Here is a 23,378-nt window from a genome sequence, read left to right on the forward strand (position 1 = left end):
TTTCCCGTCTCCTCCGGGGCAGCGGTCGCGGAACAGGTGGTCCCCGTCGGTGACGGGGCTCGGGTCGCGGCCGTGGGTCACGGCGTGCAGCGGCGGGATGATTCAACGCTCGGTAAACGAATCGTAATTCAGAGTAAAGGTCGGGCATAGACGTTTCTGGCAAATGGAGCATTCAATCACTTGAACGGGTGAAGTGGCTATTTCATCGGCTTGTCGTACTAATTCCTTCTCGGCTCCGTGCGACCTTGGCGGCGCTGTCGGGCCCGCCCGGCACACCACCAGAGAACGCCTTCGTCGGCGTTGGCCTGAGAGAAGGAAGAAGGTGGGCGGAAGATGGCCGCCACCCAGAGGATCGCCGCGGGTGCCATGATCGCCGCGGCGTGTGCCGCCTCACTCGCCGGTTGTGCGATCGGCTCCCACGGTTCGAAGGCAGGGGCCGCCGGCCCGCAGAAGGCCAAGCCACGCCAGGCTCCCAAGCAGGCCTTCCGCCTGATCGGCGACGGCTCCACCGCTTACACCGGGGCCCAGCCGCACCTGCCGAGACCGGAGCGCCTCAAGCCGGGCCAGAAGCCGCCGCAGTTCGTCGTCTTCTCCTGGGACGGCGCGGGCGAGGACAGCCAGAAGCTGTTCTCCCACTTCCGCAAGGTGGCCAAGGCGAACAACGCGACGATGACGTACTTCCTCAGCGGCGTGTACATGCTGCCGGAGGAAAAGCGGGACCTCTACCGGCCGCCGCAGCACTCACCGGGCCGCTCCGACATCGGCTTCAACGACGAGAAGGGCATCGCCGACACCGTGAAGCAGCTGCGCCTGGCGTGGCTGGAGGGCAACGAGATCGGCACCCATTTCAACGGGCACTTCTGCGGGCCCAACGGCGGCGTCGGCCAGTGGTCGGTCGACGAGTGGAAGGACGAGATCGCCCAGGCCAAGCAGTTCGTGAAGTCCTGGAAGACCAACTCCGGGATGAAGAAGGCGGCTCCGCTGCCCTTCGACTACGACAAGGAGCTCATCGGAGCGCGCACGCCCTGCCTCGAAGGCCAGCAGAACTTCATGAAGGCCGCGAGCGACCTGGGGTTCCGCTACGACACCAGCGGGGTCGACAACCAGGTCTGGCCGAACAAGCGCTACGGCCTGTGGGACCTGTCCATGCAACTCGTGCCGTTCCCCGGCCACCGGTACGAGCAGCTCACCATGGACTACAACTTCATGGTCAACCAGTCCGGCACCCGCACCCAGGGCGACCCCGCCAAGTTCGACTTCTGGGGCGACCAGATGCGCGACGGCCTGCTCGCCGGATTCCAGCGGGCCTACGACGGCAACCGAGCGCCCCTGATCATCGGCAACCACTTCGAGTCCTGGAACGGCGGCACCTACATGCGGGCCGTCGAGCAGGTCGTCGAGCAGGTGTGCAACAAGCCCGACGTGCGCTGCGTGTCCTTCCACCAGCTGGCCGACTGGCTGGACGCCCAGGACCCGGCCGTCCTGGCGAAGCTGCGCACCCTGGACGTCGGCCAGGCCCCGAGGCAGGGCTGGGCCTCGTTCCTGTCGGGCCGCCCGGCCCCCGCGCCCAAGGGCGTGCCGGGGGCGCCGGGCGCCAAGCGGTAGCCCTCGTCACACGGGGGCCCCGACGCCCACCCCCAGCACGAAGGCGGGGTCGACCTGCGCCGCCAGATCGGCCCCCGTGCGGGCGTTGCCCCACGCGTCGGCGTTCTTCAGATGGAAGTGCACCATCTGGCGCGTGTAGCGCTCCGCGTCCCGCAGCTCGTACGTCGCGTCCGCGGCGACCTGAAGGACGCGCAGCGCCCGGCGGTTGGCGTCCTCCAGGAGCTCGAACCGGGGCGGACGGCCCTTCTCCATGGCGCGCACCCAGTCGGAGTGGGCGAAGGTCCCCAGCAGGTCGTCCCCCACCTCCGCGCGCAGGAAGTCCAGGTCGTCCTGGCCCTGCACCTTGTTGCCGACGACCTTCAGGACGACGCCGTAGTCACGGGCGTACTCCTTGTACTGGCGATAGACGGAGACCCCCTTCCGAGTCGGCTCGGCAACGAGGAACGTGATGTCGAAGCGGGTGAACATCCCGGAGGCGAAGGAGTCCGAGCCCGCCGTCATGTCCACCACGACGTACTCGCCGCGCCCGTCCACCAGGTGGTTCAGGCACAGCTCCACCGCCCCGGTCTTGGAGTGGTAGCAGGCGACGCCCAGGTCGGCTTCCGTGAAGGGGCCGGTGACCATCAGCCGGACGGCGCCGCCGTCGAGTTCCACCGGCCGGGCGCAGGCGTCGTAGACCGGGTTGTCCTCGCACACCCGCAGCAGCCGTGAGCCCTCGCCGGGCGGGGTGGTCTTGATCATCGTCTCGGCGGAGGCGATACGCGGGTTGGAGCCGCGCAGGTAGTCCTTGATCAGCGGGAGCCGGTCGCCCATCGCGGGCAGTGCGGCGGCCTCCGCCTCGTCGAGGCCGAGCGCGGCGCCGAGGTGCTGGTTGATGTCGGCGTCGACCGCGAGGACAGGCGTGCCGACGGCCGCGAGGTGGCGGACGAACAGGGAGGACAGCGTCGTCTTGCCGCTGCCGCCCTTCCCGACGAAAGCAATTTTCATGTTCACGAAGAGTAGTCGGGTGATAGCTGTATGTGGCATGCGCGCGTGAAGAAGACCACTCGTTCGTGGGGTTCGCCTTCGGGGTGGCTAGTGTCGTACTCATGAGTACGACAGGCGCTACCGCCGATCCGCTCGCCGCCCTGGGTTCGCTGCCCGGTGTGGCCGAGTCAGTGGAGTCCGTGCGCAAGGCCGTGGACCGGGTCTACGGGCACCGGGTCATGCGGCGCCGCAGCAACGAGATCACCTCCGAGGCGGCCCTGCGCGGCGCCCGCGGCTCGGCTGCGCTGTCCGGCGCGGACTGGGCGCTGGAGGAGGTGCGACGGCGGACCGACTTCAGCGGTGACGACGACGCGCGCGTGATGGGCGCGGCGCTCAGGCTCACCGCCGAGGCGGGGCAGCTGCTGTCCATCTGGCGGCAGTCACCCCTTCGGGTGCTGGCCCGGCTGCACCTGGTGGCCGGGGCGACCAACGGCGACGAGGTCGGGCGGCCTCGACTGGCGGGCGAGCCCGTCGACGAGCCGCTGATCGAGCTGCCGCTGCCGGGCGCCGACGAGGTGCACGGCCGGCTGGAGGGCCTCGCCGAGCTGGTCATCGCGGGCAGTTCCGCGCCCGCCCTGGTGACGGGCCGCCGTCGTGCACGGCGAGCTCCTCGCGCTGCGCCCCTTCGCCTCGCACAACGGCCTCGTCGCGCGCACGGCGGAGCGCATCGTCCTGGTGGGCAGCGGTCTGGACCCGAAGTCCGTCTGCCCCGCCGAGGTCGGCCACGCCGAACTGGGCCGCGCGGCCTATCTGGCGGCGCTGGACGGCTATGTCTCCGGCACCCCGGACGGCATGGCCGCCTGGATCGCCCACTGCGGCAAGGCGGTCGGACTGGGGGCCCGGGAGTCGACGGCCGTGTGCGAGGCCCTGCAGCGCGGCGCGGCGTAGAAAGGGCGCCGGCACTGCGCCGGTACTTCCGGAAAAGGGTTGCGGCGGTACGAGTAATTCGTACCGCCGCTGGCATGTCCACCGGGTTACCAAGCGTCCTCGATATGTTGCCCATCAGGTCGGGAACTTTGCCCGTCCCTGGTGCGGCTGGCCCGTAATCGACGGGTCGACGTCGCGTGGGTGCCCGGTGTTCATGCTCGGTCCGTGGGGCCAAATGCGTTATTAAGGTGATCCTCGCGGATGTCCTTGGTCTCGCGGGCCGTTAACCCCTTTGTACTCCACGACCGGAGGAAGCGAAACCCCTGCCTGCGCTTCTTTACTTTTACTCACAAACAGGGCCAAAAGGGTTACATGGCGGTCGTCCGGCGTCTGCTCGCGTACCAGACGAGTCCGGCGGTCGCGGCCGCCGCGCCTATGGCGGCGACCGCGACGAGGGCCGGACGGGGCGGCACGGAGAACGACGGGATCCGCTGCTTGAGCCGGACCGGGCGGTGGAAGTCCAGAATCGGCCACCCGCGCGCGAGGGCCTCGCGGCGCAGCGTGCGGTCCGGGTTCACCGCGTGCGGATGGCCGACCGACTGCAGCATCGGCAGGTCCGTCGCCGAGTCGCTGTAGGCGTAGCAGCGCTCCAGGTCGTACCCCTCGGAGAGGGCCAGTTCCCTGACCGCCTCCGCCTTGGTGGGGCCGTACGCGTAGTAATCCACCTCGCCCGTGTAGCAGCCGTCGTCCCCCACGATCATGCGGGTCGCGACCACGCGGTCCGCGCCGAGCAACTCGCCGATCGGCTCGACGACTTCGGCGCCCGAGGTCGACACGATGACGACGTCGCGGCCGGCGGTGTGGTGCTCCTCGATGAGGGAAGCCGCCTCGTCGTAGATGATCGGGTCGATGAGGTCGTGCAGGGTCTCGGCGACGATCTCCCTGACCTGCTGGACGTTCCAGCCGCGGCACATGGCGGAGAGGTACTCCCGCATGCGCTCCATCTGGTCGTGGTCGGCGCCGCCCAGGAGGAACACGAACTGGGCATATGCGGTGCGCAAGGCTGCGCGGCGGTTGATCAGGCCGCCTTGGTAGAAGGACTTGCCGAACGTGAGCGTGCTCGACTTCGCAATGACCGTCTTGTCCAGGTCAAAGAAGGCCGCTGTGCGGGGCAACGACTGGTTTTCCACAACCCCGAGCATAGGGGGAGCCCATTCGGCGTAAGGTGGGCGCGTGGGTTTGCCTGAGAAGGCTCTCGGGTACACCATGGAAGTCACGGATCGTTCGCGACCGTGCTAACCCGGTCCGGCTCCTCCCCCCCGAGTCGGCCGTGGAGACGACCCCCGCTCTCCCCCCCGGCGGGGGTCGTCGCATGTCCGGGTGGGTTTTTCCTCTATCGAGGTGGTTGTACCGCCGTTCCGAGGCGGCCGCGACCACCTCTTTTGCCTGCCCATGATTCGTCACGCTGGGTAGTCGTCGCGCTCCGCTGGGGAAGTCGTGCGGGGACCGGTACCGGACTCGCCGGTATGGGTGACGGCGATATTCACAACCGCCGAGTTGTCCACAGTTTTCGACCAAGATCCACAAGATTTCCGGCATCGCTGCACCGTGATTCCAGCGCGTCCCGCTCGGGCCGAGTTCATGACCGGTTCCGTTTTGTCGCGCGGCTTCGGCCGGTTTCTGTCGGCCGTTCATATGGAGGCCGCTAACCGGTTCTTCACACGTTTGGGAATCGCGGGGCCGCAGGGGCTGCGCGACAGAAGCAGCGAAGGGGGACGGAGACCATGGCCGGAGCCGTCACGCACGAACCACCGCCCGCCGCCTCGGGGCGGCAGGCCGGTCCACTGATCGTCACGGAGGACGTCGACCTGCTGGACGACCTGCTGCGGCTGTGCGCCGCGGCCGGCGCCACACCGGAGGTCCACCACCGCGTGCCCGAACGGGCGGGCGGCTGGGAGGCCGCACCCCTCGTCCTGGTCGGCGACGACGCGGCCCGACGGTTGCGCGGGGCCGCCCGCCGGCGAGGGGTGGTGCTGGTCGGCCGCGACCAGGACGACTCCGGGGTCTGGCGCCGGGCCGTCGAGATCGGCGCCGACCACGTGCTGATGCTGCCCGACGGCGAGCAATGGCTCGTCGACCGCATCGCCGACGTCGCCGAGGGGGTCGGCAGGCCCGCCCTCACCGTGGGCGTCATGGGTGGCCGCGGCGGGGCCGGAGCGTCCACGCTCGCGTGCGCCCTCGCCGTCACCTCGGCGCACCAGGGGCTGCGCACCCTGCTCGTGGACGCCGATCCACTCGGCGGCGGACTCGACGTACTCCTCGGCGGGGAGACCGCGGAGGGCCTGCGCTGGCCCGCCTTCGCCGCCTCCCGCGGCCGCGTCGGCGGTGGCGCGCTGGAGGAGTCGCTGCCGCGCCTGCACTCCCTGAGGGTGCTCAGCTGGGACCGCGGCGACTGCGTGGCCATCCCGGCACAGGCCATGCGGGCGGTGCTCGCCGCGGCCCGGCGCCGCGGCGGGACGGTCGTCGTCGACCTCCCGCGCCGCGTCGACGACGGAGTCGCCGAGGCACTCTCCCAGCTCGACCTCGGGCTCCTGGTCGTGCCGGCGGAACTGCGCGCGGTCGCCGCGGCCGGACGGGTGGCCTCCGCGGCCGGAATGGTCCTGCGCGATCTGCGCGTGGCAGTCCGCGGACCGTACGCACCCGGACTCGACGACCGCGAGGTGGCCCGGTTGCTCGGCCTGCCCCTGGCCGGCGAGGTACCGGTCGAGGCCGGCCTGGTGCGCCCCGGCGAGGGCAGGACACCACCCGGTGCGGGCGGGCGCGGGCCCCTCGCCCGGTTCTGCCGCCAGTTCTGGGAGCGGGCGCTGGTCGAGGCGGGTGCGGCATGACCGCCGCACCCGGCCTGCTGGACGGCGTACGGCAGTGGCTGGTCGAGAGCGGGGCCGAGCCGACGCCTGCCCGCGTGGCGCAGGCCCTGCGGGAGCAGGGGCGGGTCCTCGGGGACGCCGAGGTCCTCGGGGCGGCCGAGCGACTGCGCTCCGAACTCATCGGCAGTGGGCCGCTGGAGCCGCTGCTCGCCGATCCGTCGGTGACCGACGTCCTGGTGTCGGCCCCCGACCGGGTCTGGGTGGACCGGGGCGGCGGACTGGAACTGACGTCGATCACCTTCGCCGACCCCGCGGCGGTACGGCGGCTGGCGCAGCGGCTGGCCGCGGTGGCCGGGCGGCGCCTCGACGACGCCCGGCCGTGGGTCGACGCCCGCCTGCCCGACGGGACGCGCCTGCACGCGGTGCTACCTCCGGTGGCCGTGGGCTGCGCCTGCCTGTCGCTGCGGGTGGTCCGGCCGCGCGCGTTCACGCTGGACGAGCTGGTCGCAGCGGGCACGGTGCCGCCGGGCGGGGAGCGTGTGCTGCGGGCCTTGGTCGAGGCGCGGCTGTCCTTCCTCGTCAGCGGGGGCACCGGAAGCGGCAAGACGACGCTGCTGAGCGCCCTGCTGGGGCTCGTCGGGCCCGGTGAGCGGATCGTGCTCGCCGAGGACTCGGCCGAGCTCAGGCCGGACCATCCGCACGTCGTACGGCTGGAGACCAGGCCCGCCAACCAGGAGGGCGCGGGGCTTGTCACCCTCCAGGACCTGGTGCGGCAGGCACTGCGGATGCGCCCGGACCGCCTGGTCGTGGGGGAGGTGCGCGGCCCCGAAGTGGTGCATCTGCTGGCCGCGTTGAACACCGGGCACGAGGGCGGCTGCGGCACCGTCCACGCGAACGCCGCCGGCGACGTGCCCGCCCGGTTGGAGGCCCTCGGCACGGCGGCCGGACTCGACCGGGCCGCGCTGCACAGCCAGTTGGCGGCCGCGCTGTCGGTGGTCCTGCATCTCGTGCGGGACCGGACCGGCCGACGGCGCATCGCGGAGGTGCACGTCCTGGAACGGGACGGCTCGGGCCTGGTGCGCACGGTGCCGGCGCTGCGGTGGGGCACGGAGGCGTTCGTGCGCGAGCGAGGGTGGCAGCGGCTGCGGGAGTTGCTGGACGGCCGGGAGGGCGGTCGAGCGGGTGAGGGCGAGGACGGGGGCGGGAGGGCGTGGTGATGGGGGGCGACGAGGTCGTGGGTGGGCGCGGTGAGGCGGACAGGCGAGGACGAGGGCGAGTGAGGGAGGACGTGGTGATGCGGACGGGCGTGACCGAGGACGGGAGGGGGACGGCATGGTGAGGGGCACGAGCGGGTTCGCGCTGGTGGCTGCTGTGTTGTGCGTCGGGGTGATGGCCCTGTTGCTGGGCGGATGGCACTCCGGGGCGCGGCGGGCGCAGTTGTTGCTCGCCGGTGGCGGGATGGCGGGAACGGGACCGCCGTCGTGGCGGGTGACGGCCGGGGAACTGCGGAACCTCCGAGGGCGGTTGGGGGTCGAGTGGTGGGCGCTGGCCGCCGGGTTGGTGCTGGCGGTGGCGGGGGCTTCGGTGGTGCCGGTCGTCGCGGGGGCGGCCGGAGTGCCGTTGTTGCGGCGGGTGCGGCTGGCGCGCCGCGACCGGCGGGCACGCGAGCGCCGCGAGGGTGCGGTGATCGGGCTGTGCGGGGCGCTCGCCGGAGAGGTGCGGGCCGGGCGGCAGCCGGGAGAGGCCTTGCGGCAGGCCGCACGTGACTCCGGCGGGCTCGGGGACGCGCAGGCGACGGTGCTGGCGGCGGCGCGGTTCGGCGGGGACGTACCGGCGGCGCTGACGGTCGCGGCGCGGCAACCGGGGGCTGAGGGACTGCTGGGGCTCGCCGCATGCTGGCGGGTCGCCGTGGACCAGGGAGCCGGCCTGGCCGCCGGACTCGACCGGCTCGAAGCGGCGTTGCGGGCGGAGCGAGATCAACGCGCTGATTTGCAGGCTCAGTTGGCGGGCGCCCGGTCCACAGCACTGATGCTCGCGGGACTGCCGGTTCTCGGCTTGGCCTTGGGGTCCGCCCTGGGCGCCGATCCCCTGCACGTGCTGCTGCACACCGGCGCCGGCCTGGGCTGCCTCCTGGTCGGCGGGCTGCTGGAGGGCCTGGGGATGTGGTGGGCGATGCGGATCGTGCGGGGAGCTGAGGCGGCGTGAAGACCTGGCACGAGGAGGGGGATGTGTTCGGTTCAGGGGTTTTCCACAGGCTGTTGGTGATCGGGGGGATCGTGCTGGTCGGGGTGTGGGCTCTGCGGTGGCTGGAGGCGCTACGCAGGGAGCGGAGAGTGCGGCGGCGACTGAGCGGGTTGGTGGCCGCCGTGGAGGCGGTATCGGCCGGACCTCGTGTCGACGTGCGGGCCGCCCTTCGGAGGTGGGGTCCGGTGGCGGGGGCGGTGTGCGCCGGGTGGGTGCTGGTCGGCGGCGTCGCTGGGGTCGTGGTGGGGCTGGTCGCGGCGGCTGGGCTGTGGTGGTGGCGCCGCAGACAGGCGGGGACCGTCTCCGCCGTGGCCTTCGACCCTGCCGAGGCGGCACGGCAACTTCCCCTCGCCTCAGATCTGTTGGCCGCCTGCATCGCGGCAGGCGCCGGTCCGGTGGTCGCGGCGCAGGCCGTGGGGGATGCCCTGGGCGGCCCGGTCGGGGACGCGTTGGCGCGCGGCGCGGCGGAGGTGCGGCTCGGCGGGGAACCCTCCGAGGCCTGGCGGAGGCTCGCGGGGCTGCCGGGTGCCGGTGCCCTGGCCCGGTTGCTGGAACGGGCCGATGTGTCCGGGCTGCCGGCCGCCGGACCGGTCGGTCGTCTGGCCGGGGAGGTCCGCGCGGAGCGGGCGCGTGCCGCGACGGGCCGGGCCCGGCGGGCGGCGGTCATGGTGACCGCGCCGGTGGGCCTGTGCTTCCTGCCGGCGTTCATCGCGATCGGCGTACTGCCCGTGGTGATCGGGCTCGCGGGCGGAGTGCTGGGAGGAGGTGGTGGCAGGTGACGCGAGCGCAGTGATGGCGACGTGACGACGAAGCAGTGGCGACGCGACGACGAAGCAGTGGCGACGAAAGCAGGGGCGACGAGAGCGGTCGCCGACCGATGAAGCTGATCCTCAAGGGGGTTGCGATGTGCAAGGTGGTTCGGGCGCGGCTGCGCGCCCTGGTGTGCAGGGCGCGTGCGGCGCGGAGGGACGCGGGGATGGTCACTTCCGAGTACGCGGTGGGCATCGTGGCGGCGGTGGCGTTCGCGGCGATGCTCTACAAGGTGGTGACGAGCGGCACCGTCAGCGCGGAGTTGCAGGGCATCGTGAAGCGGGCCCTCGATGCGCGGATGTAGGCGGAGGGCCGACGGCGGGTTCGTGACGGCGGAGTCGGCCGTCGTGCTGCCAGTGCTGGTGATGTTCGCGATGGCACTGGTCTGGGGGCTGTTGGTGGTCGCCGCGCGGATCCAGTGTGTGGACGCGGCGAGGACCGGAGCGCGGGCCGCGGCTAGGCAGGACCCGGCCGACGCGGTTCTGCGGGTGGCTCGGGAGGCGGCGCCGCGCGGTGCGCGGGTCACGGTCGGCCGGGAGGGGGACCAGGTGAGGGTCGTCGTCGTGGCGAAGCCGCCGGCCCTGCGGGGGCTGCCGTTCGAGGTACGCGAGGAGGCCGTTGCGGCGGCCGAGGAGACGGTGGGAGCCGGGCGATGAGAAACGGGACGGCGTGGCGCTCCGACCGCGGCTCGGCCACCGTCTGGAGCCTCGGGGCCATCGCCGTGCTGTGCGTCGTCTTCGGCGTCGTACTGGCTCTCGGGCAGGCCGTCGTGGTCCGGCACCGGGCGGCCGGTGGGGCGGACCTGGCGGCGCTCGCGGCGGCGGACCGGTGGGCGGACGGCACCGGGGCGGCCTGTGCGCGGGCGGACCGACTGGCCCGGGCGCAGGGCGTGCGGCTCGTGCGGTGCGTGGTCGTGGGCCAGGTCTCGGACGTGACGGCGGCCTCGGGAAGAGGACCGTTCGCGGCCGAGGTCAGGGCCCGGGCGGGACCTGCGGAGCCGGAGCCGACGGCGCCACTTCCCGCTCCTCCGGCCGCTCCTCCGGCCGGTCTTCCCGCCCCTCAGGCCGCGCTTCCCGGCCTCGCGGCTTCTCGTCGGGGCCCGACGGCCGCTCCTCCCGCGCCCCGAGTTCCTCCCGGGCCCCCGGTCCCTCCTCCGGCGCCCCCCGCAACAGCACCGTGAGGAGTCGTACGGCCCCGCGTTTGTGCAGTGGGTCGTTGCCGTTGCCGCACTTGGGGGACTGGATGCAGGACGGGCAGCCGGCCTCGCACTCGCAGGAGGCGATGGCCTCGCGGGTGGCGGTGAGCCAGGCGCGGGCGGTGTGGAAGGCGCGCTCGGCGAAGCCCGCGCCGCCCGGGTGGCCGTCGTAGACGAAGACCGTCGGCAGCAGGGTGTCGGGGTGCAGCGGGATCGAGACGCCGCCGATGTCCCAGCGGTCGCAGGTCGCGAACAGGGGCAGCATGCCGATCGAGGCGTGCTCGGCGGCGTGCAGGGCGCCGCCGAGGATCTCGGGGTTGATGCGGGCCTCGTCGAGTTGGTCCTCGGTGACCGTCCACCACACCGCGCGGGTGCGCAGCGTACGAGGAGGGAGGTCGAGTTTGGTCTCGCCGAGCACTTCGCCGGTGATGACGCGGCGGCGCAGGAAGGAGACGACCTGGTTGGTGACCTCGACGGAGCCGTAGCACAGGCGGCCCTCGCCCCAGGGGATCTCGGTGTCCGTCTCCAGCACGGAGATGGCCGTCGTGTCCCGGGCGACCGTCGAGTACGGGGGATTCGCCTCGGTGACGAGCGCCACCGAGTCCTCCAGGTCCAGGGAGCGCACCAGGTACGTGCGGCCCTGGTGGAGGTGGACCGCTCCCTCGTGGACGGTCGAGTGGGCGGCGCCCTCGTCGACGGTGCCGAGCAGGCGGCCCGTGCCGGCCTCGACGACCTGGACCGGCCGGCCGCCCCCGCCGCGGATGTCGGTGAGGTCGGCGGCCCTCTCCCGGCGGGTCCAGTGCCAGGCCCGGGTACGGCGGCGCAGGAGCTTCGCGGCCTCCAGCTGGGGCAGCAGGGACTCGGCCTGCGGGCCGAAGAGGTCCATGTCCTCGTCGGTCAGGGGGATCTCCGCGGCGGCAGCGCACAGGTGCGGGGCGAGGACGTAGGGGTTGTCGGGGTCGAGGACCGTGGACTCCACGGGCCGGTCGAAGAGGGCCTCGGGGTGGTGGACCAGGAAGGTGTCCAGAGGGTCGTCACGGGCGACCAGCACCGCCAGCGCCCCCTGCCCGGCACGCCCGGCGCGCCCGGCCTGCTGCCACAGGGAGGCGCGGGTGCCCGGATAGCCGGCGATCACGACGGCGTCCAGGCCCGAGACGTCGATGCCGAGTTCCAGGGCCGTCGTCGCGGCCAGGCCCAGCAGCTCGCCCGAGTGCAGGGCCTGCTCCAGGGCGCGGCGCTCCTCCGGGAGGTAGCCACCCCGGTAGGCCGCGACACGCCGGGCCAGTGACCGGTCGACCTCGGCGAGGCGTTCCTGGGCGATGACGGAGATCAGTTCGGCGCCACGCCGGGAGCGGACGAAGGCCACCGAGCGGACGCCCTGCACGGCCAGGTCGGTCAGCAGGTCGGCCGTCTCGGCGGTGGCGGTACGGCGGACGGGGGCGCCCTTCTCGCCGTGCAGCTCGGTGAGCGGGGGTTCCCACAGGGCGAACACCAGTTCACCGCGGGGAGAGGCGTCGTCGGCCACCTCGACGACCGGCAGGCCCGTCAGACGGCGGGCGGCGACGGCCGGCTCGGCGGCGGTCGCGGAGGCCAGCAGGAAGACGGGGGAGGAGCCGTAGCGGGCGCACAGGCGGCGCAGGCGCCGCAGGACCTGTGCGACGTGGGAGCCGAAGACGCCCCGGTAGGTGTGGCACTCGTCGATGACGACGTACCGCAGCGACTTCAGGAAGGAGGACCAGCGGGGGTGGGACGGGAGTATGCCGCGGTGCAGCATGTCCGGGTTGGTCAGGACGTAGTTGGCGTACTGGCGGACCCACTCGCGTTCCTCGAACGGGGTGTCGCCGTCGTAGACCGCGGGACGTACGGCATTTCCCAGAGGTTGTGAAAGTTCCTTCACGGATCGGCACTGGTCGGCCGCAAGAGCTTTCGTGGGGGCCAGGTAGAGGGCGGTGGTGCCGCGGCCGTTCGGGGCCTCCGAGCCGTCCAGAAGGGTGGACAGGACGGGCGCGAGGTACGCCAGGGACTTGCCGGACGCCGTGCCCGTGGCGACGACCACCGAGTCGCCGTCGAGGGCGTGCTCGGCGGCGAGTGCCTGGTGGGCCCAGGGGTGTTCGATGCCACAGGCCTGTACGGCGGCGATGACCTCCGAACGAATCCGGTCAGGCCAGACGGCATGGCGACCCTCGCGCGGGGGCAAGTGCTCCGTATGAGTGATGCGCGAAGCCCGGCTCGGTCCGGAGGCGAGCCGGGCCAGGACCGTGCCCGGGGCGAGCCCGGAGGCGGTGTCCGTCGGGGATCGATCGGATCGGTGATTCTTGGCCATCGGCACCGAGTGTGTCACTGGCGTGACGGACAATGGGACCAAGGCGTCGTGCACGCCTGCCGGTAAGTGATTGAATGCCATCGCGGCTGGCGAACCGTCCGGGGGCTGAAGCCGAACGTCCCGAGGGGCGACCGCTCGATAGCAAGGTGCTGGAGGATCCGTGGACCTGTCCCTGTCGACCCGTACCGTCGGCGATCGTACGGTCGTCGAGGTCGGTGGCGAAATCGACGTATATACCGCGCCCAAGCTGCGCGAGCAGCTGGTCGAGCTGGTGAACGACGGGAGTTTCCACCTCGTCGTTGACATGGAGGGCGTCGACTTCCTCGACTCCACCGGGCTCGGCGTGCTGGTCGGCGGCCTGAAGCGGGTACGAGCCCATGAGGGCTCGCTGCGCCTGGTCTGCAACCAGGAGCGCATTTTGAAGATCTTCCGCATCACCGGTCTCACCAAGGTGTTCCCGATCCACACCTCGGTCGAGGAAGCAGTGGCGGCGACCGACTGACCACCGCCCCGGGGCGGGAAGTGACCGCTCCCAGGCGGACGAAGATCCATCAGGGGGTCCGGGCCTTCGGCAGCCCGGTCCCCCGACCGCACGCCCGTAGTTGCGAGGGGGATGCATGGCCACCGTTGAACTCCGCTTCAGCGCGTTGCCCGAGCACGTCAGGACCGCCCGACTGGTGGCGGCAGCGGTGGCGCGCAGGGCCGGAGTGGACGAGGCCGTCCTCGACGAGGTCAGGCTCGCCGTCGGCGAGGCCTGCAGCCGGGCCGTCGGGCTGCACCAGAGCGCCGGCATCACCTCACCGGTGCAGGTGAAATTGGTCGAGGAGGAGAAGCAGTTCTCCATCGAGGTCGGCGACGAGGCACCCCGGGCGACTCCGGGAGACCGGGCACCCGGCGCCGCGGGCGACGACGTGGAGACCGAGGAGGACGAGATGGGCCTCGCGGTCATCAGCGGGCCTCGTCGACGACGTCGAAGTCAGGGCCGGGGAGCACGGCGGGTCGATCCGGATGACCTGGCCGACCACACCACCCGTCGCAGTGCTCCCCTGAGTCCCGCGCCACCGTTTCTGTACCGAAGGGCCCTACGCCGTAGGGCCCTTCGGCATGTCGGCGTGCGGTGATCGTGCCTACAGTGGTCAGGCAAGATGCATTTCGTGAATTCCTTCACGATCAATCAGGAGATAATTCGATCAAGTAAATGGCGGCGTCAATGGCTTTGGGGCGTTACCACTTTCGGGTTCCGTGGCGTGACGTCGATCATTTGCTGAAGAGCATGTGAAGGCTAATTCCGTTTCCCGCGCTCTGTTTTGATCAGGTGCGGGTACCTAGAATCCGTCCACATCTTGAGCTCAGCCCAAGCGTCAAGGAGGACGAATGGCGGGGCTTTCTACCCCTCATCAGCTGGACCACTCCACAACCTTCGCAGCCGCAGTCCTGACCGACGACAACCGGATCATCGTGATGGTCATCGGGGCCGTCGCGCTGGCCGCGCTCGTGGTCGCGGGCATCCTGGTACGCCAGGTGCTGGCCGCGGGCGAGGGCACCGACAGCATGAAGAAGATCGCGGAAGCGGTCCAGGAAGGCGCCAACGCCTATCTGGGCCGTCAGCTGCGCACGCTCGGCGTATTCGCCGTCGTCGTGTTCTTCCTGCTCATGCTGCTGCCCGCGGACGACTGGAATCAGCGCGCAGGCCGATCGGCGTTCTTCTTGATCGGCGCCGCGTTCTCGGCGGCCACCGGCTATATCGGCATGTGGCTGGCGGTACGCAGCAATGTGCGCGTTGCCGCGGCGGCCCGGGAAGCGACCCCGGCGGAAGGTGAGCCCGAAAAGGATCTCACCGCCGTCTCGCACAAGGCCATGAAGATCGCTTTCCGCACGGGCGGCGTAGTCGGCATGTTCACAGTGGGGCTCGGTCTGCTGGGCGCCTCCTGCGTGGTGCTGGTGTACGCGGCCGACGCGCCCAAAGTGCTCGAAGGCTTCGGACTCGGAGCCGCGCTGATCGCCATGTTCATGCGTGTCGGCGGCGGCATCTTCACCAAGGCCGCCGACGTCGGCGCCGACCTGGTCGGCAAGGTCGAGAAGGGCATTCCGGAGGACGACCCGCGCAATGCCGCGACCATCGCCGACAACGTGGGCGACAACGTCGGCGACTGCGCGGGCATGGCGGCCGACCTCTTCGAGTCGTACGCCGTGACCCTGGTCGCCGCGCTGATCCTCGGCAAGGCGGCCTTCGGCGACTCCGGACTGGCCTTCCCGCTGATCGTGCCCGCGATCGGCGTCGTCACCGCCATGATCGGCATCTTCGCCGTGGCCCCGCGCCGCGCGGACCGCAGCGGGATGTCGGCCATCAACCGCGGCTTCTTCATCTCCGCGGTGATCTCCCTGGCGCTCGTGGCGGCGGCCGTCTTCATCTACCTCCCGTCGAAGTACTCGGACCTCGATGGCGTCACCGACGCCGCCATCCGGGCCAAGGACGGCGACCCGCGGATCCTCGCGGTCGTCGCGGTGGCGATCGGCATTCTGCTGGCGGCCGTCATCCAGCAGCTCACCGGCTACTTCACCGAGACGACCCGCCGCCCGGTCCGCGACATCGGCAAGACCTCGCTGACCGGCCCGGCCACCGTCGTCCTCGCCGGTATCTCGGTCGGTCTGGAGTCGGCCGTCTACACCGCCCTGCTGATCGGCCTCAGTGTCTACGGCGCCTTCCTGCTCGGCGGTACGTCGATCATGCTCGCGCTGTTCGCGGTGGCGCTGGCCGGCACCGGCCTGCTCACCACGGTCGGCGTGATCGTCGCCATGGACACCTTCGGGCCGGTCTCCGACAACGCCCAGGGCATCGCCGAGATGTCCGGCGACGTCGAGGGCGCCGGCGCCCAGGTGCTCACCAACCTGGACGCCGTCGGCAACACGACGAAGGCCATCACCAAGGGCATCGCCATCGCCACCGCCGTCCTGGCGGCGTCGGCGCTGTTCGGGTCGTACCGGGACGCCATCACCACGAACGTCCACGACGTGGGCGAGAAGCTGACCGGCAAGGGCGCCCCGCTGAGCCTTTCGATGGACATCTCCCAGCCCAACAACCTCGTCGGTCTCATCGCGGGCGCGGCGGTCGTCTTCCTCTTCTCGGGGCTGGCGATCAACGCGGTGTCCCGGTCGGCGGGCTCGGTGGTCTTCGAGGTGCGCCGGCAGTTCCGCGAGCACCCCGGGATCATGGACTACACCGAGAAGCCCGAGTACGGACGCGTCGTCGACATCTGCACCAAGGACGCCCTCAGGGAGCTGGCCACGCCAGGTCTGCTCGCCGTGATGGCGCCCATCTTCATCGGGTTCACGCTCGGCGTCGGCGCGCTCGGCTCCTACCTGGCCGGCGCGATCGGCGCGGGCACCCTGATGGCGGTGTTCCTCGCCAACTCCGGTGGCGCATGGGACAACGCCAAGAAGCTCGTCGAGGACGGCCACCACGGCGGCAAGGGCAGCGAGGCCCACGCCGCCACCGTGATCGGCGACACGGTCGGCGACCCCTTCAAGGACACGGCGGGTCCCGCGATCAACCCGCTGCTGAAGGTGATGAACCTGGTGTCGCTGCTCATCGCGCCCGCGGTGATCAAGTTCTCCTACGGCAGCGACAAGAACCTCGGCGTCCGGATCGGGATCGCGATCCTGGCGCTCCTCGTCATCGTGGGGGCGGTCTACGTCTCCAAGCGGCGCGGGATCGCCGTGGGCGACGAGGAGGGCAAGTCCGAGCGGGTGGCCAACCCCACCGATCCCGCGGTGGTTTCCTAGACGGCCTTACGAGGTCCTGCTCCAAGGGGCGGGCGGGAGGCGCGTGTTGACGCGTCGCCCGCCCGTCTTCGCATGTGTGCGCCCCGTGTGCCCGGCTGTGCCCGTTGTATGTGTGCAGCCTCACGGTGAGCCTTCTCTCGCCTGGCGCAAATGGCCCTAAAGAGCCTTTAAGCGGGCGCCCGGAATGGGGGTGTCGTCCGTGCGGCGTGTATGTTCCGGGGCCGGAGAGCCATGGAAGGGACCAATCCGGTGAACAAGAAGCTCGCTGCCGCACTGTCCGGCGGTGCGGTACTGGTAGTGGCGCTGTCGGGTTGCAGCAGCAGCGACAAGGGCAACGACAAGCTGGATGCCTGGGCCAAGCAGGTCTGCGACGCCGTGCAGCCGCAGGCGAAGAAGATCGAGGCCGCCAACGCCGCGATCCAGAAGGAGACCTCGGACAACAGCACGCCGGAAGAGGTGCGCAAGACCGACGCGCAGGCCTTCCAGGACATGTCCGACGCCTACAAGGCGATCGGTGCCGCCGTGCAGAAGGCCGGGGCGCCCAACGTGGACAACGGGGCGAAGAAGCAGCAGGACGCGGTCAAGGAGCTCAACGGCATCGGCACGTCCTACGCCTCGCTGAAGACCCAGGTCGACAAGCTCGACACCAAGGACCAGGCGAAGTTCGCCGACGGCCTCAAGAACATCGCGACCTCGCTGGACAAGCTCAGCCAGAGCGGGAACGACGCGCTGAAGACCCTGGAGGAGGGCGAGGTCGGCCAGGCGATGGCGAAGCAGACCAGCTGCAAGTCGGCATCCGCCACGGCCTCGTCGACGGCGAGCTGACGAGGAACGCGGGGGCGGCTGCTGTTACGAGCGAGCCTGTCGGCGGCGGGCCGGCAAGGAGTTGCCGGGTCGGCCTCGGCCGCGGCCCCTGTCGGCGGCGGGCTGAGAAGAAGCGTGGGGTGGCGGCCCGCACGGGTTCGTCGGTGGCGGGCTGACGAGGAGCTGCGTGGTCGGTGTCTGTCACGGGCTTGTCGGCGGCGGGCTGAGAAGAAGCTGCCTTACGGCCTCGTCTACGGCGAGCTGACGAGCAACGCGGGGGCGGCGGGCGGCACGGGCCTATCGGCGGCGGGCTGACGGGGCTGCGGGGTCGGTGTCGGTCGCGGCCCCGTCGGCTGCGAGCTGAGAAGAGTCGCTGTGGGGGCCGGGTCGGGCTCGGCCCCCTCGGGCGTGGGCTGACGCGGAGCTGCGGGCGGGGGGTCGGCACGGCCACAATGGGGGCGTGAGTACCTCCAGCCTTCCCGCCCTGCCCGCCTCCGACCGCCCCGACGTGGCCGCCCGGCTGCGGGACGCGCTGCTCGCGCAGTCCTTCACCGCCGACGGGCTGCTCGACCTGCTCGGCGCGCCCGCGTACGCGGCGCTGGCCCGCAGCGAGATCGTGCCCGCGCTCCGCGCGACCCGTGGGGACACGCCGCTGGAACTGCTCGTGCGGCTGTTCCTGCTGCAGCAGCCGGTGCCGCACGCACGCGTGGCGGACGTTCTGCCCCTGGGCGCCTGCCTGGAGAGCGGATGGCTGGCGCCGGCCGGGGCCGACGAGGTCGCCGCGACCGTGGACGTACGGCCGTACGGCGGGTCCGACGGCGAGGACTGGTTCATCGTGTCCGACCTCGGCTGCGCGGTCGGCGGCGCCGGCGGGATCGGCAGCAAGGACGAAGGCGTCGTCCTCGGCGTCGGCGGTGCCTCGACCACCCTCGCCGGCATCACCGTCCGTACGCCCGTCGCGTCGGCCCTCGACCTCGGCACGGGCTCCGGCATCCAGGCACTGCACGCCGCCCAGCACGCCACGCGCGTGACGGCGACCGACGTCAACCCGCGTGCGCTGCACATCACGGCGCTCACCCTGGCCCTGTCCGGCGCGCCGGCGGCCGACCTGCGCGAGGGCTCCCTCTTCGAACCGGTGCGGGACGACGAGAGGTACGACCTGATCGTCTCCAACCCGCCCTTCGTCATCTCGCCGGGCGCCCGGCTGACGTACCGCGACGGTGGAATGGGCGGGGACGATCTGTGCCGCTCGCTCGTTCAGCAGTCGGGGGAACGGCTGCGGGAGGGCGGTTTCGCGCAGTTCCTCGCCAACTGGCAGCACGTGGAGGGGGAGGACTGGCAGGACAGGCTCAGGTCGTGGGTGCCGCGCGGATGCGATGCGTGGATCGTGCAGCGCGAGGTCCAGGACGTCACGCAGTACGCCGAGTTGTGGCTCAGGGACGCCGGTGACCACCGTGGGGACCCGGTCGAGTACCAGGCGCGGTACGACGCGTGGCTGGACGAGTTCGAGGCGCGCAAGGTGAAGGCGGTCGGCTTCGGCTGGATCACCCTGCGCCGGACGACGGCCGCCGAGCCCTCGATCACCGTGGAGGAGTGGCCGCACGCGGTCGAGCAGCCGCTCGGCGACGCGGTGCGGGCCCACTTCGAGCGGCTGGACTACCTGCGCGCACACGACGACGCGGCCTTGCTGGAAGGGCACTTCAGGCTCGTCGCCGAGGTCGTACAGGAGCAGGTCGGGCTGCCCGGGGCCGAGGACCCGGAGCATGTGGTGCTGCGTCAGCACCGCGGCATGCGCCGGGCCACGAAGGTCGACACGGTCGGCGCGGGCTTCGCCGGGGTGTGCGACGGCTCGCTGAGCGCGGGCCGCATCCTGGACGCCATCGCGCAACTGGTCGGGGAGGACCCGGTGTTGCTGCGCGACCGGACGCCCGCTCAGATCAGGCTGCTGGTGGAGCAGGGCTTCCTGGAGCCGGCCTGAGCGACGCGCCGGGAGCCCGCGGCGGCATTCTCCACCGGCATATGAAAACAGGCCAAGATTTTCCTATTGCCCGACGCTTCGCTCGATTCCCTCTTCCGCCGGATCCGCCGACCGGTTGGCGCACCCGGCGGCGAAGATCGGGAAAGACCACCCGCAAGCCGTGGGAAAGCGCGTGCCCACCAGGTCATAGGCGTTGTGGACCCCCGCCGAATTGAGCGGGAGAAGGGCGCGGACGACGCCGGTAAAGATCACCGCGACGAATTCGGCGCGGCCCGCGCGCCGGGTGCGCGGTGCCGGGTACCCGGCGCGGCGACCGGCGCCCGGACCGACGGCTGCAGGAGTATCCGCGCCCGGTCCGGTCCGGGCCGGTGTGACGGTGGGCGACGATCCACAGGCGCGTCGGCCCGGCGTTCACCTCGGGTTCGCCCGGCCGTCTCCCGGCCGTGCCAGTCTCCCCGGACGGGGCACGCGCGGACGGGTGGAAAAGGGGCACGGGGAGCCATGGAGAGCGGACCGGCGATCTTCGCTGGAGCGGTGTTCGCGCTGTTCGGCGGAGCGCTGCTGGTGTGGACCGTGGCCCGGGTGCGGCACGGCGAGCCCGTCGCGCACGGTGTGAACCCGGTCGCATCGGCGGCCCTCGCGAGCCTCGCGTCGGTGATCGCGCTGACCCTCGCGGCCTGGTGCCTGACCCGAGTGTGAAAGCGGCCCCGGAGCTGCGGACGAGGTAATCGGGAGGTGATCCTCCGGTTCGCCTCGAAAAGGTGGCCGGGCACTCCGGGCGGCAGGAATGGCGCGAGTCGGGTTACCGTTCGAGTGGCCGTTGCGGGCTTTTCCCGTTTGACACGGGGGCGGGATGTACCGTCACACTCCGCAGCGTCACCATGACACGGCCCCGGGAGGAACGCCTGGGGAGGCCCCAGCATCGATCCGGAGAGAAGAGCGAAGTTGTCCCCGACCAGCGAGACCGCACACGGCGGCCGCCGACTCGTCATCGTCGAGTCGCCTGCCAAGGCGAAGACGATCAAGGGCTACCTCGGCCCCGGCTACACCGTCGAGGCGAGCGTCGGGCACATCCGCGACCTTCCCAACGGCGCCGCGGAGGTGCCGGAGAAGTACACCGGCGAGGTCCGCCGCCTCGGTGTGGACGTCGACCATGACTTCCAGCCCATCTATGTGGTCAACGCCGACAAGAGGGCCCAGGTCAAGAAGCTCAAGGACCTGCTGAAGGACTCCGACGAGCTCTTCCTCGCCACCGATGAGGACCGCGAGGGCGAGGCCATCGCGTGGCACCTCCTGGAGGTGCTCAAGCCCAAGGTCCCGGTCAAGCGGATGGTCTTCCACGAGATCACCAAGGACGCGATCCGCGCGGCCGTCGCCAACCCGCGCGACCTCAACCAGCGCATGGTCGACGCCCAGGAGACCCGCCGTATCCTCGACCGCCTCTACGGCTACGAGGTCTCGCCGGTCCTGTGGAAGAAGGTCATGCCGCGCCTGTCGGCCGGCCGTGTCCAGTCCGTCGCGACTCGTCTCGTCGTGGAGCGGGAACGCGAGCGCATCGCTTTTCGTTCCGCCGAGTACTGGGACCTGACGGGCACCTTCGCGACCGGCCGCGCCGGGGATCCGTCGGACCCGTCCTCGCTGGTCGCCCGCCTTCAGAGTGTCGACGGCAGGCGGGTCGCGCAGGGCCGCGACTTCGACTCCCTGGGACAGCTCAAGAGCGCGAACACCCTCCACCTCGACGAGGCGAACGCCCGCGCCCTGGCCGCCGCCCTGGAGCAGACGCAGTTCGCCGTCCGCTCCGTCGAGTCGAAGCCGTACCGCCGCTCGCCGTACGCCCCCTTCCGTACGACCACGCTGCAGCAGGAGGCGAGCCGCAAGCTCGGCTTCGGCGCCAAGGCGACCATGCAGGTGGCCCAGAAGCTGTACGAGAACGGCTTCATCACGTACATGCGTACGGACTCCACGACGCTCAGCGACACCGCCGTGGCCGCCGCCCGCGCCCAGGTGACGCAGCTCTACGGCGCCGACTACCTGCCGTCCAGCCCGCGGACGTACGCCGGGAAGGTCAAGAACGCGCAGGAGGCGCACGAGGCGATCCGCCCGTCGGGTGATCGTTTCCGCACGCCCGCCGAGACCGGCCTGACCGGCGACCAGTTCAAGCTGTACGAACTGATCTGGAAGCGCACGGTCGCCTCCCAGATGAAGGACGCCACCGGCAACTCCGTCACGGTGAAGATCGGTGGCACGGCCGCCGACGGCCGGGACGTCGAGTTCACCGCCTCCGGCAAGACGATCACCTTCCACGGCTTCCTCAAGGCCTACGTCGAGGGCGCCGACGACCCGAACGCCGAGCTGGACGACCGCGAGCGCCGGCTGCCGCAGGTCGCCGAGGGCGACCGGCTCAGCGCCGAGGAGATCACGGTCGACGGGCACGCGACCAAGCCTCCGGCCCGTTACACCGAGGCCAGCCTCGTCAAGGAGCTCGAGGAGCGTGAGATCGGCCGCCCGTCGACGTACGCGTCGATCATCGGCACGATCCTGGACCGCGGCTATGTCTTCAAGAAGGGCACGGCGCTCGTGCCGTCCTTCCTGTCCTTCGCCGTGGTCAACCTCCTGGAGAAGCACTTCGGGCGGCTCGTCGACTACGACTTCACCGCCAAGATGGAGGACGACCTCGACCGCATCGCCCGCGGCGAGGCGCAGGCCGTGCCGTGGCTGAAGCGGTTCTACTTCGGCGAGGCCAACGGCATCGGCGGCGCGGCCGAGGCCGGCAACGGCGACGGCGACCACCTCGGCGGCCTCAAGGAGCTGGTGACCGACCTGGGCGCGATCGACGCGCGCGAGGTGTCGTCGTTCCCGGTGGGCAACGGCATCGTGCTGCGGGTCGGCCGCTACGGCCCGTACATCGAGCGCGGCGAGAAGGACTCCGAGGGCCACCAGCGGGCGGACGTGCCCGAGGACCTGGCGCCCGACGAGCTGAACGTCGAACTCGCAGAGGAGCTGCTCGCCAAGCCGAGCGGCGACTTCGAGCTCGGTGCCGACCCGGAGACGGGGCACCAGATCATCGCCCGGGACGGCCGCTACGGCCCGTACGTCACCGAGGTGCTCCCCGAGGGCACCCCGAAGACCGGCAAGAACGCCGTCAAACCGCGTACGGCCTCGCTGTTCAAGTCGATGTCGCTGGACACGGTGACCCTCGCGGACGCCCTCAAACTGATGTCGCTGCCGCGCGTCGTCGGCACCGACGCCGAGGGCCAGGAGATCACCGCGCAGAACGGCCGCTACGGCCCGTACCTGAAGAAGGGCACGGACTCGCGCTCGCTGCAGGCCGAGGAGCAGCTCTTCACGATCACGCTCGAAGAGGCGCTGGCGATCTACGCGCAGCCCAAGCAGCGCGGTCGCGCGGCCGCCAAGCCGCCGCTGAAGGAGCTGGGCACCGACCCGGTCAGCGAGAAGCCGGTCGTGGTCAAGGACGGCCGTTTCGGACCGTACGTGACCGACGGGGAGACCAACGCGACGCTGCGCTCCGGCGACAGCGTCGAGACGATCACCCCTGAGCGCGGCTTCGAACTCCTCGCCGAGAAGCGGGCGAAGGGCCCCGCGAAGAAGACGGCGAAGAAGGCGCCCGCCAAGAAGGCCCCGGCCAAGAAGGCGACGACCGCCAAGAAGACCGCCGCGAAGAAGACGACGACGGCCGCGAAGACGGCGGCCGCCAAGAAGACGACGGCCGCCGCGAAGAAGACGACTGCTTCGAAGACGGCCTCGGACGACTGAACGGCGACCGAGTCACGGGGGCCTTCCCCAAGACGACTTCGCAAAACGAACGCCCCGATATCGCTTTGGTGTCGGGGCGTGCGCACGTTCGGGAGCGCCCCC

The 23,378-nt window shown here is 71.2% G+C and carries 16 protein-coding genes and 3 pseudogenes; 16 read left to right on the forward strand and 3 right to left on the reverse strand.

Annotated elements, in window-relative coordinates; translation table 11 throughout:
- Nucleotides 1–333: 333 nt before the first annotated feature.
- Nucleotides 334–1,605, forward strand: a complete 1,272-nt coding sequence (locus tag LN251_RS15620) for a hypothetical protein (RefSeq protein ID WP_458244958.1) — start codon at nucleotides 334–336, stop codon at nucleotides 1,603–1,605.
- A 6-nt stretch (nucleotides 1,606–1,611) separates the two neighbouring features.
- Here the strand turns inward: LN251_RS15620 and LN251_RS15625 are convergent, their stop codons facing one another.
- Nucleotides 1,612–2,592, reverse strand: coding sequence for an ATP-binding protein (locus LN251_RS15625; protein WP_458244959.1), 981 nt, complete (start codon nucleotides 2,590–2,592; stop codon nucleotides 1,612–1,614).
- A 101-nt stretch (nucleotides 2,593–2,693) separates the two neighbouring features.
- On the opposite strand from LN251_RS15625, the pseudogene LN251_RS15630 reads away from it, so the two are divergent.
- Nucleotides 2,694–3,519: pseudogene (locus tag LN251_RS15630) on the forward strand (oxidoreductase).
- Between the two features lie 347 nt (nucleotides 3,520–3,866).
- Here LN251_RS15630 and LN251_RS15635 read toward each other — a convergent pair.
- A complete protein-coding gene (locus LN251_RS15635; RefSeq protein WP_458244960.1) occupies nucleotides 3,867–4,700 on the reverse strand; it encodes an HAD family hydrolase in 834 nt (277 codons plus the stop codon).
- Between the two features lie 582 nt (nucleotides 4,701–5,282).
- Here LN251_RS15635 and ssd point away from each other — a divergent pair.
- From ssd to LN251_RS15670, 7 genes and pseudogenes are all read left to right on the forward strand, one after another.
- Nucleotides 5,283–6,386, forward strand: a complete 1,104-nt coding sequence (ssd, locus tag LN251_RS15640; protein ID WP_458244961.1) for a septum site-determining protein Ssd — start codon at nucleotides 5,283–5,285, stop codon at nucleotides 6,384–6,386.
- Entirely contained in the window at nucleotides 6,383–7,582 is a 1,200-nt protein-coding gene (locus LN251_RS15645) for a TadA family conjugal transfer-associated ATPase (RefSeq protein WP_458244962.1), read from the forward strand. Before ssd ends, LN251_RS15645 begins: the two co-directional genes overlap by 4 nt.
- A 115-nt stretch (nucleotides 7,583–7,697) precedes the next feature.
- On the forward strand, nucleotides 7,698–8,570 hold the full coding sequence (locus tag LN251_RS15650; RefSeq protein ID WP_458244963.1) for a type II secretion system F family protein: 873 nt from the start codon (nucleotides 7,698–7,700) through the stop codon (nucleotides 8,568–8,570).
- Between the two features lie 56 nt (nucleotides 8,571–8,626).
- Nucleotides 8,627–9,388 (forward strand): type II secretion system F family protein, encoded by a 762-nt coding sequence (locus LN251_RS15655; protein WP_458244964.1) that lies wholly within the window; start codon nucleotides 8,627–8,629, stop codon nucleotides 9,386–9,388.
- Between the two features lie 125 nt (nucleotides 9,389–9,513).
- Complete coding sequence (locus LN251_RS15660) at nucleotides 9,514–9,723, forward strand: DUF4244 domain-containing protein (RefSeq protein WP_058924082.1); 210 nt, start codon at nucleotides 9,514–9,516, stop codon at nucleotides 9,721–9,723.
- Entirely contained in the window at nucleotides 9,710–10,075 is a 366-nt protein-coding gene (locus LN251_RS15665; protein WP_458244965.1) for a TadE family type IV pilus minor pilin, read from the forward strand. The genes LN251_RS15660 and LN251_RS15665 overlap by 14 nt, the downstream gene beginning before the upstream one ends.
- Nucleotides 10,072–10,350: pseudogene (locus LN251_RS15670) on the forward strand (Rv3654c family TadE-like protein); the annotation flags it as partial. The gene LN251_RS15665 and the pseudogene LN251_RS15670, both read left to right, overlap by 4 nt.
- A 40-nt stretch (nucleotides 10,351–10,390) precedes the next feature.
- On the opposite strand, the gene LN251_RS15675 reads toward LN251_RS15670, so the two are convergent.
- Nucleotides 10,391–13,018, reverse strand: coding sequence for a DEAD/DEAH box helicase (locus tag LN251_RS15675; protein ID WP_458244966.1), 2,628 nt, complete (start codon nucleotides 13,016–13,018; stop codon nucleotides 10,391–10,393).
- Between the two features lie 79 nt (nucleotides 13,019–13,097).
- Between LN251_RS15675 and bldG the strand changes: the two genes are divergently transcribed.
- The 7 genes and pseudogenes from bldG (at nucleotide 13,098) to topA (ending at nucleotide 23,276) form a co-directional block, all read left to right on the forward strand.
- Complete coding sequence (bldG, locus tag LN251_RS15680) at nucleotides 13,098–13,439, forward strand: anti-sigma factor antagonist BldG (protein ID WP_003975386.1); 342 nt, start codon at nucleotides 13,098–13,100, stop codon at nucleotides 13,437–13,439.
- Between the two features lie 115 nt (nucleotides 13,440–13,554).
- Nucleotides 13,555–13,987: pseudogene (locus tag LN251_RS15685) on the forward strand (ATP-binding protein).
- A gap of 324 nt (nucleotides 13,988–14,311) precedes the next feature.
- Nucleotides 14,312–16,720 carry a sodium-translocating pyrophosphatase gene (locus LN251_RS15690; RefSeq protein WP_458244967.1) on the forward strand — a complete coding sequence of 803 codons (2,409 nt, stop codon included), beginning with the start codon at nucleotides 14,312–14,314 and terminating at the stop codon, nucleotides 16,718–16,720.
- 231 nt (nucleotides 16,721–16,951) lie between these two features.
- Nucleotides 16,952–17,545, forward strand: a complete 594-nt coding sequence (locus tag LN251_RS15695; RefSeq protein WP_458244968.1) for a small secreted protein — start codon at nucleotides 16,952–16,954, stop codon at nucleotides 17,543–17,545.
- A 439-nt stretch (nucleotides 17,546–17,984) separates the two neighbouring features.
- Nucleotides 17,985–19,502, forward strand: a complete 1,518-nt coding sequence (locus tag LN251_RS15700) for a DUF7059 domain-containing protein (RefSeq protein WP_458244969.1) — start codon at nucleotides 17,985–17,987, stop codon at nucleotides 19,500–19,502.
- Nucleotides 19,503–20,003: 501 nt separating this feature from the next.
- A complete protein-coding gene (locus tag LN251_RS15705; protein WP_458244970.1) occupies nucleotides 20,004–20,201 on the forward strand; it encodes a hypothetical protein in 198 nt (65 codons plus the stop codon).
- 246 nt (nucleotides 20,202–20,447) lie between these two features.
- The gene (gene topA, locus LN251_RS15710; RefSeq protein WP_458244971.1) at nucleotides 20,448–23,276 is read left to right on the forward strand and encodes a type I DNA topoisomerase; all 2,829 of its coding nucleotides are present in this window, start codon (nucleotides 20,448–20,450) and stop codon (nucleotides 23,274–23,276) included.
- The last annotated feature ends 102 nt before the right edge of the window (nucleotides 23,277–23,378 follow it).

Source organism: Streptomyces sp. MAI_2237 (assembly GCF_054189285.1).

Coding starts and splice junctions, on each gene's coding strand:
- LN251_RS15620 (WP_458244958.1), top strand. CDS start 334: ATGGCCGCCACCCAGAGGATCGCCGCGGGTGCCATGATCGCCGCGGCG.
- LN251_RS15645 (WP_458244962.1), top strand. CDS start 6,383: ATGACCGCCGCACCCGGCCTGCTGGACGGCGTACGGCAGTGGCTGGTC.
- LN251_RS15660 (WP_058924082.1), top strand. CDS start 9,514: ATGTGCAAGGTGGTTCGGGCGCGGCTGCGCGCCCTGGTGTGCAGGGCG.
- LN251_RS15675 (WP_458244966.1), bottom strand. CDS start 13,018: ATGGCATTCAATCACTTACCGGCAGGCGTGCACGACGCCTTGGTCCCA.
- LN251_RS15665 (WP_458244965.1), top strand. CDS start 9,710: ATGCGCGGATGTAGGCGGAGGGCCGACGGCGGGTTCGTGACGGCGGAG.
- LN251_RS15635 (WP_458244960.1), bottom strand. CDS start 4,700: ATGCTCGGGGTTGTGGAAAACCAGTCGTTGCCCCGCACAGCGGCCTTC.
- LN251_RS15625 (WP_458244959.1), bottom strand. CDS start 2,592: ATGAAAATTGCTTTCGTCGGGAAGGGCGGCAGCGGCAAGACGACGCTG.
- LN251_RS15705 (WP_458244970.1), top strand. CDS start 20,004: ATGGAGAGCGGACCGGCGATCTTCGCTGGAGCGGTGTTCGCGCTGTTC.
- LN251_RS15695 (WP_458244968.1), top strand. CDS start 16,952: ATGGAAGGGACCAATCCGGTGAACAAGAAGCTCGCTGCCGCACTGTCC.
- ssd (WP_458244961.1), top strand. CDS start 5,283: ATGGCCGGAGCCGTCACGCACGAACCACCGCCCGCCGCCTCGGGGCGG.
- LN251_RS15650 (WP_458244963.1), top strand. CDS start 7,698: ATGGTGAGGGGCACGAGCGGGTTCGCGCTGGTGGCTGCTGTGTTGTGC.
- LN251_RS15690 (WP_458244967.1), top strand. CDS start 14,312: ATGGCGGGGCTTTCTACCCCTCATCAGCTGGACCACTCCACAACCTTC.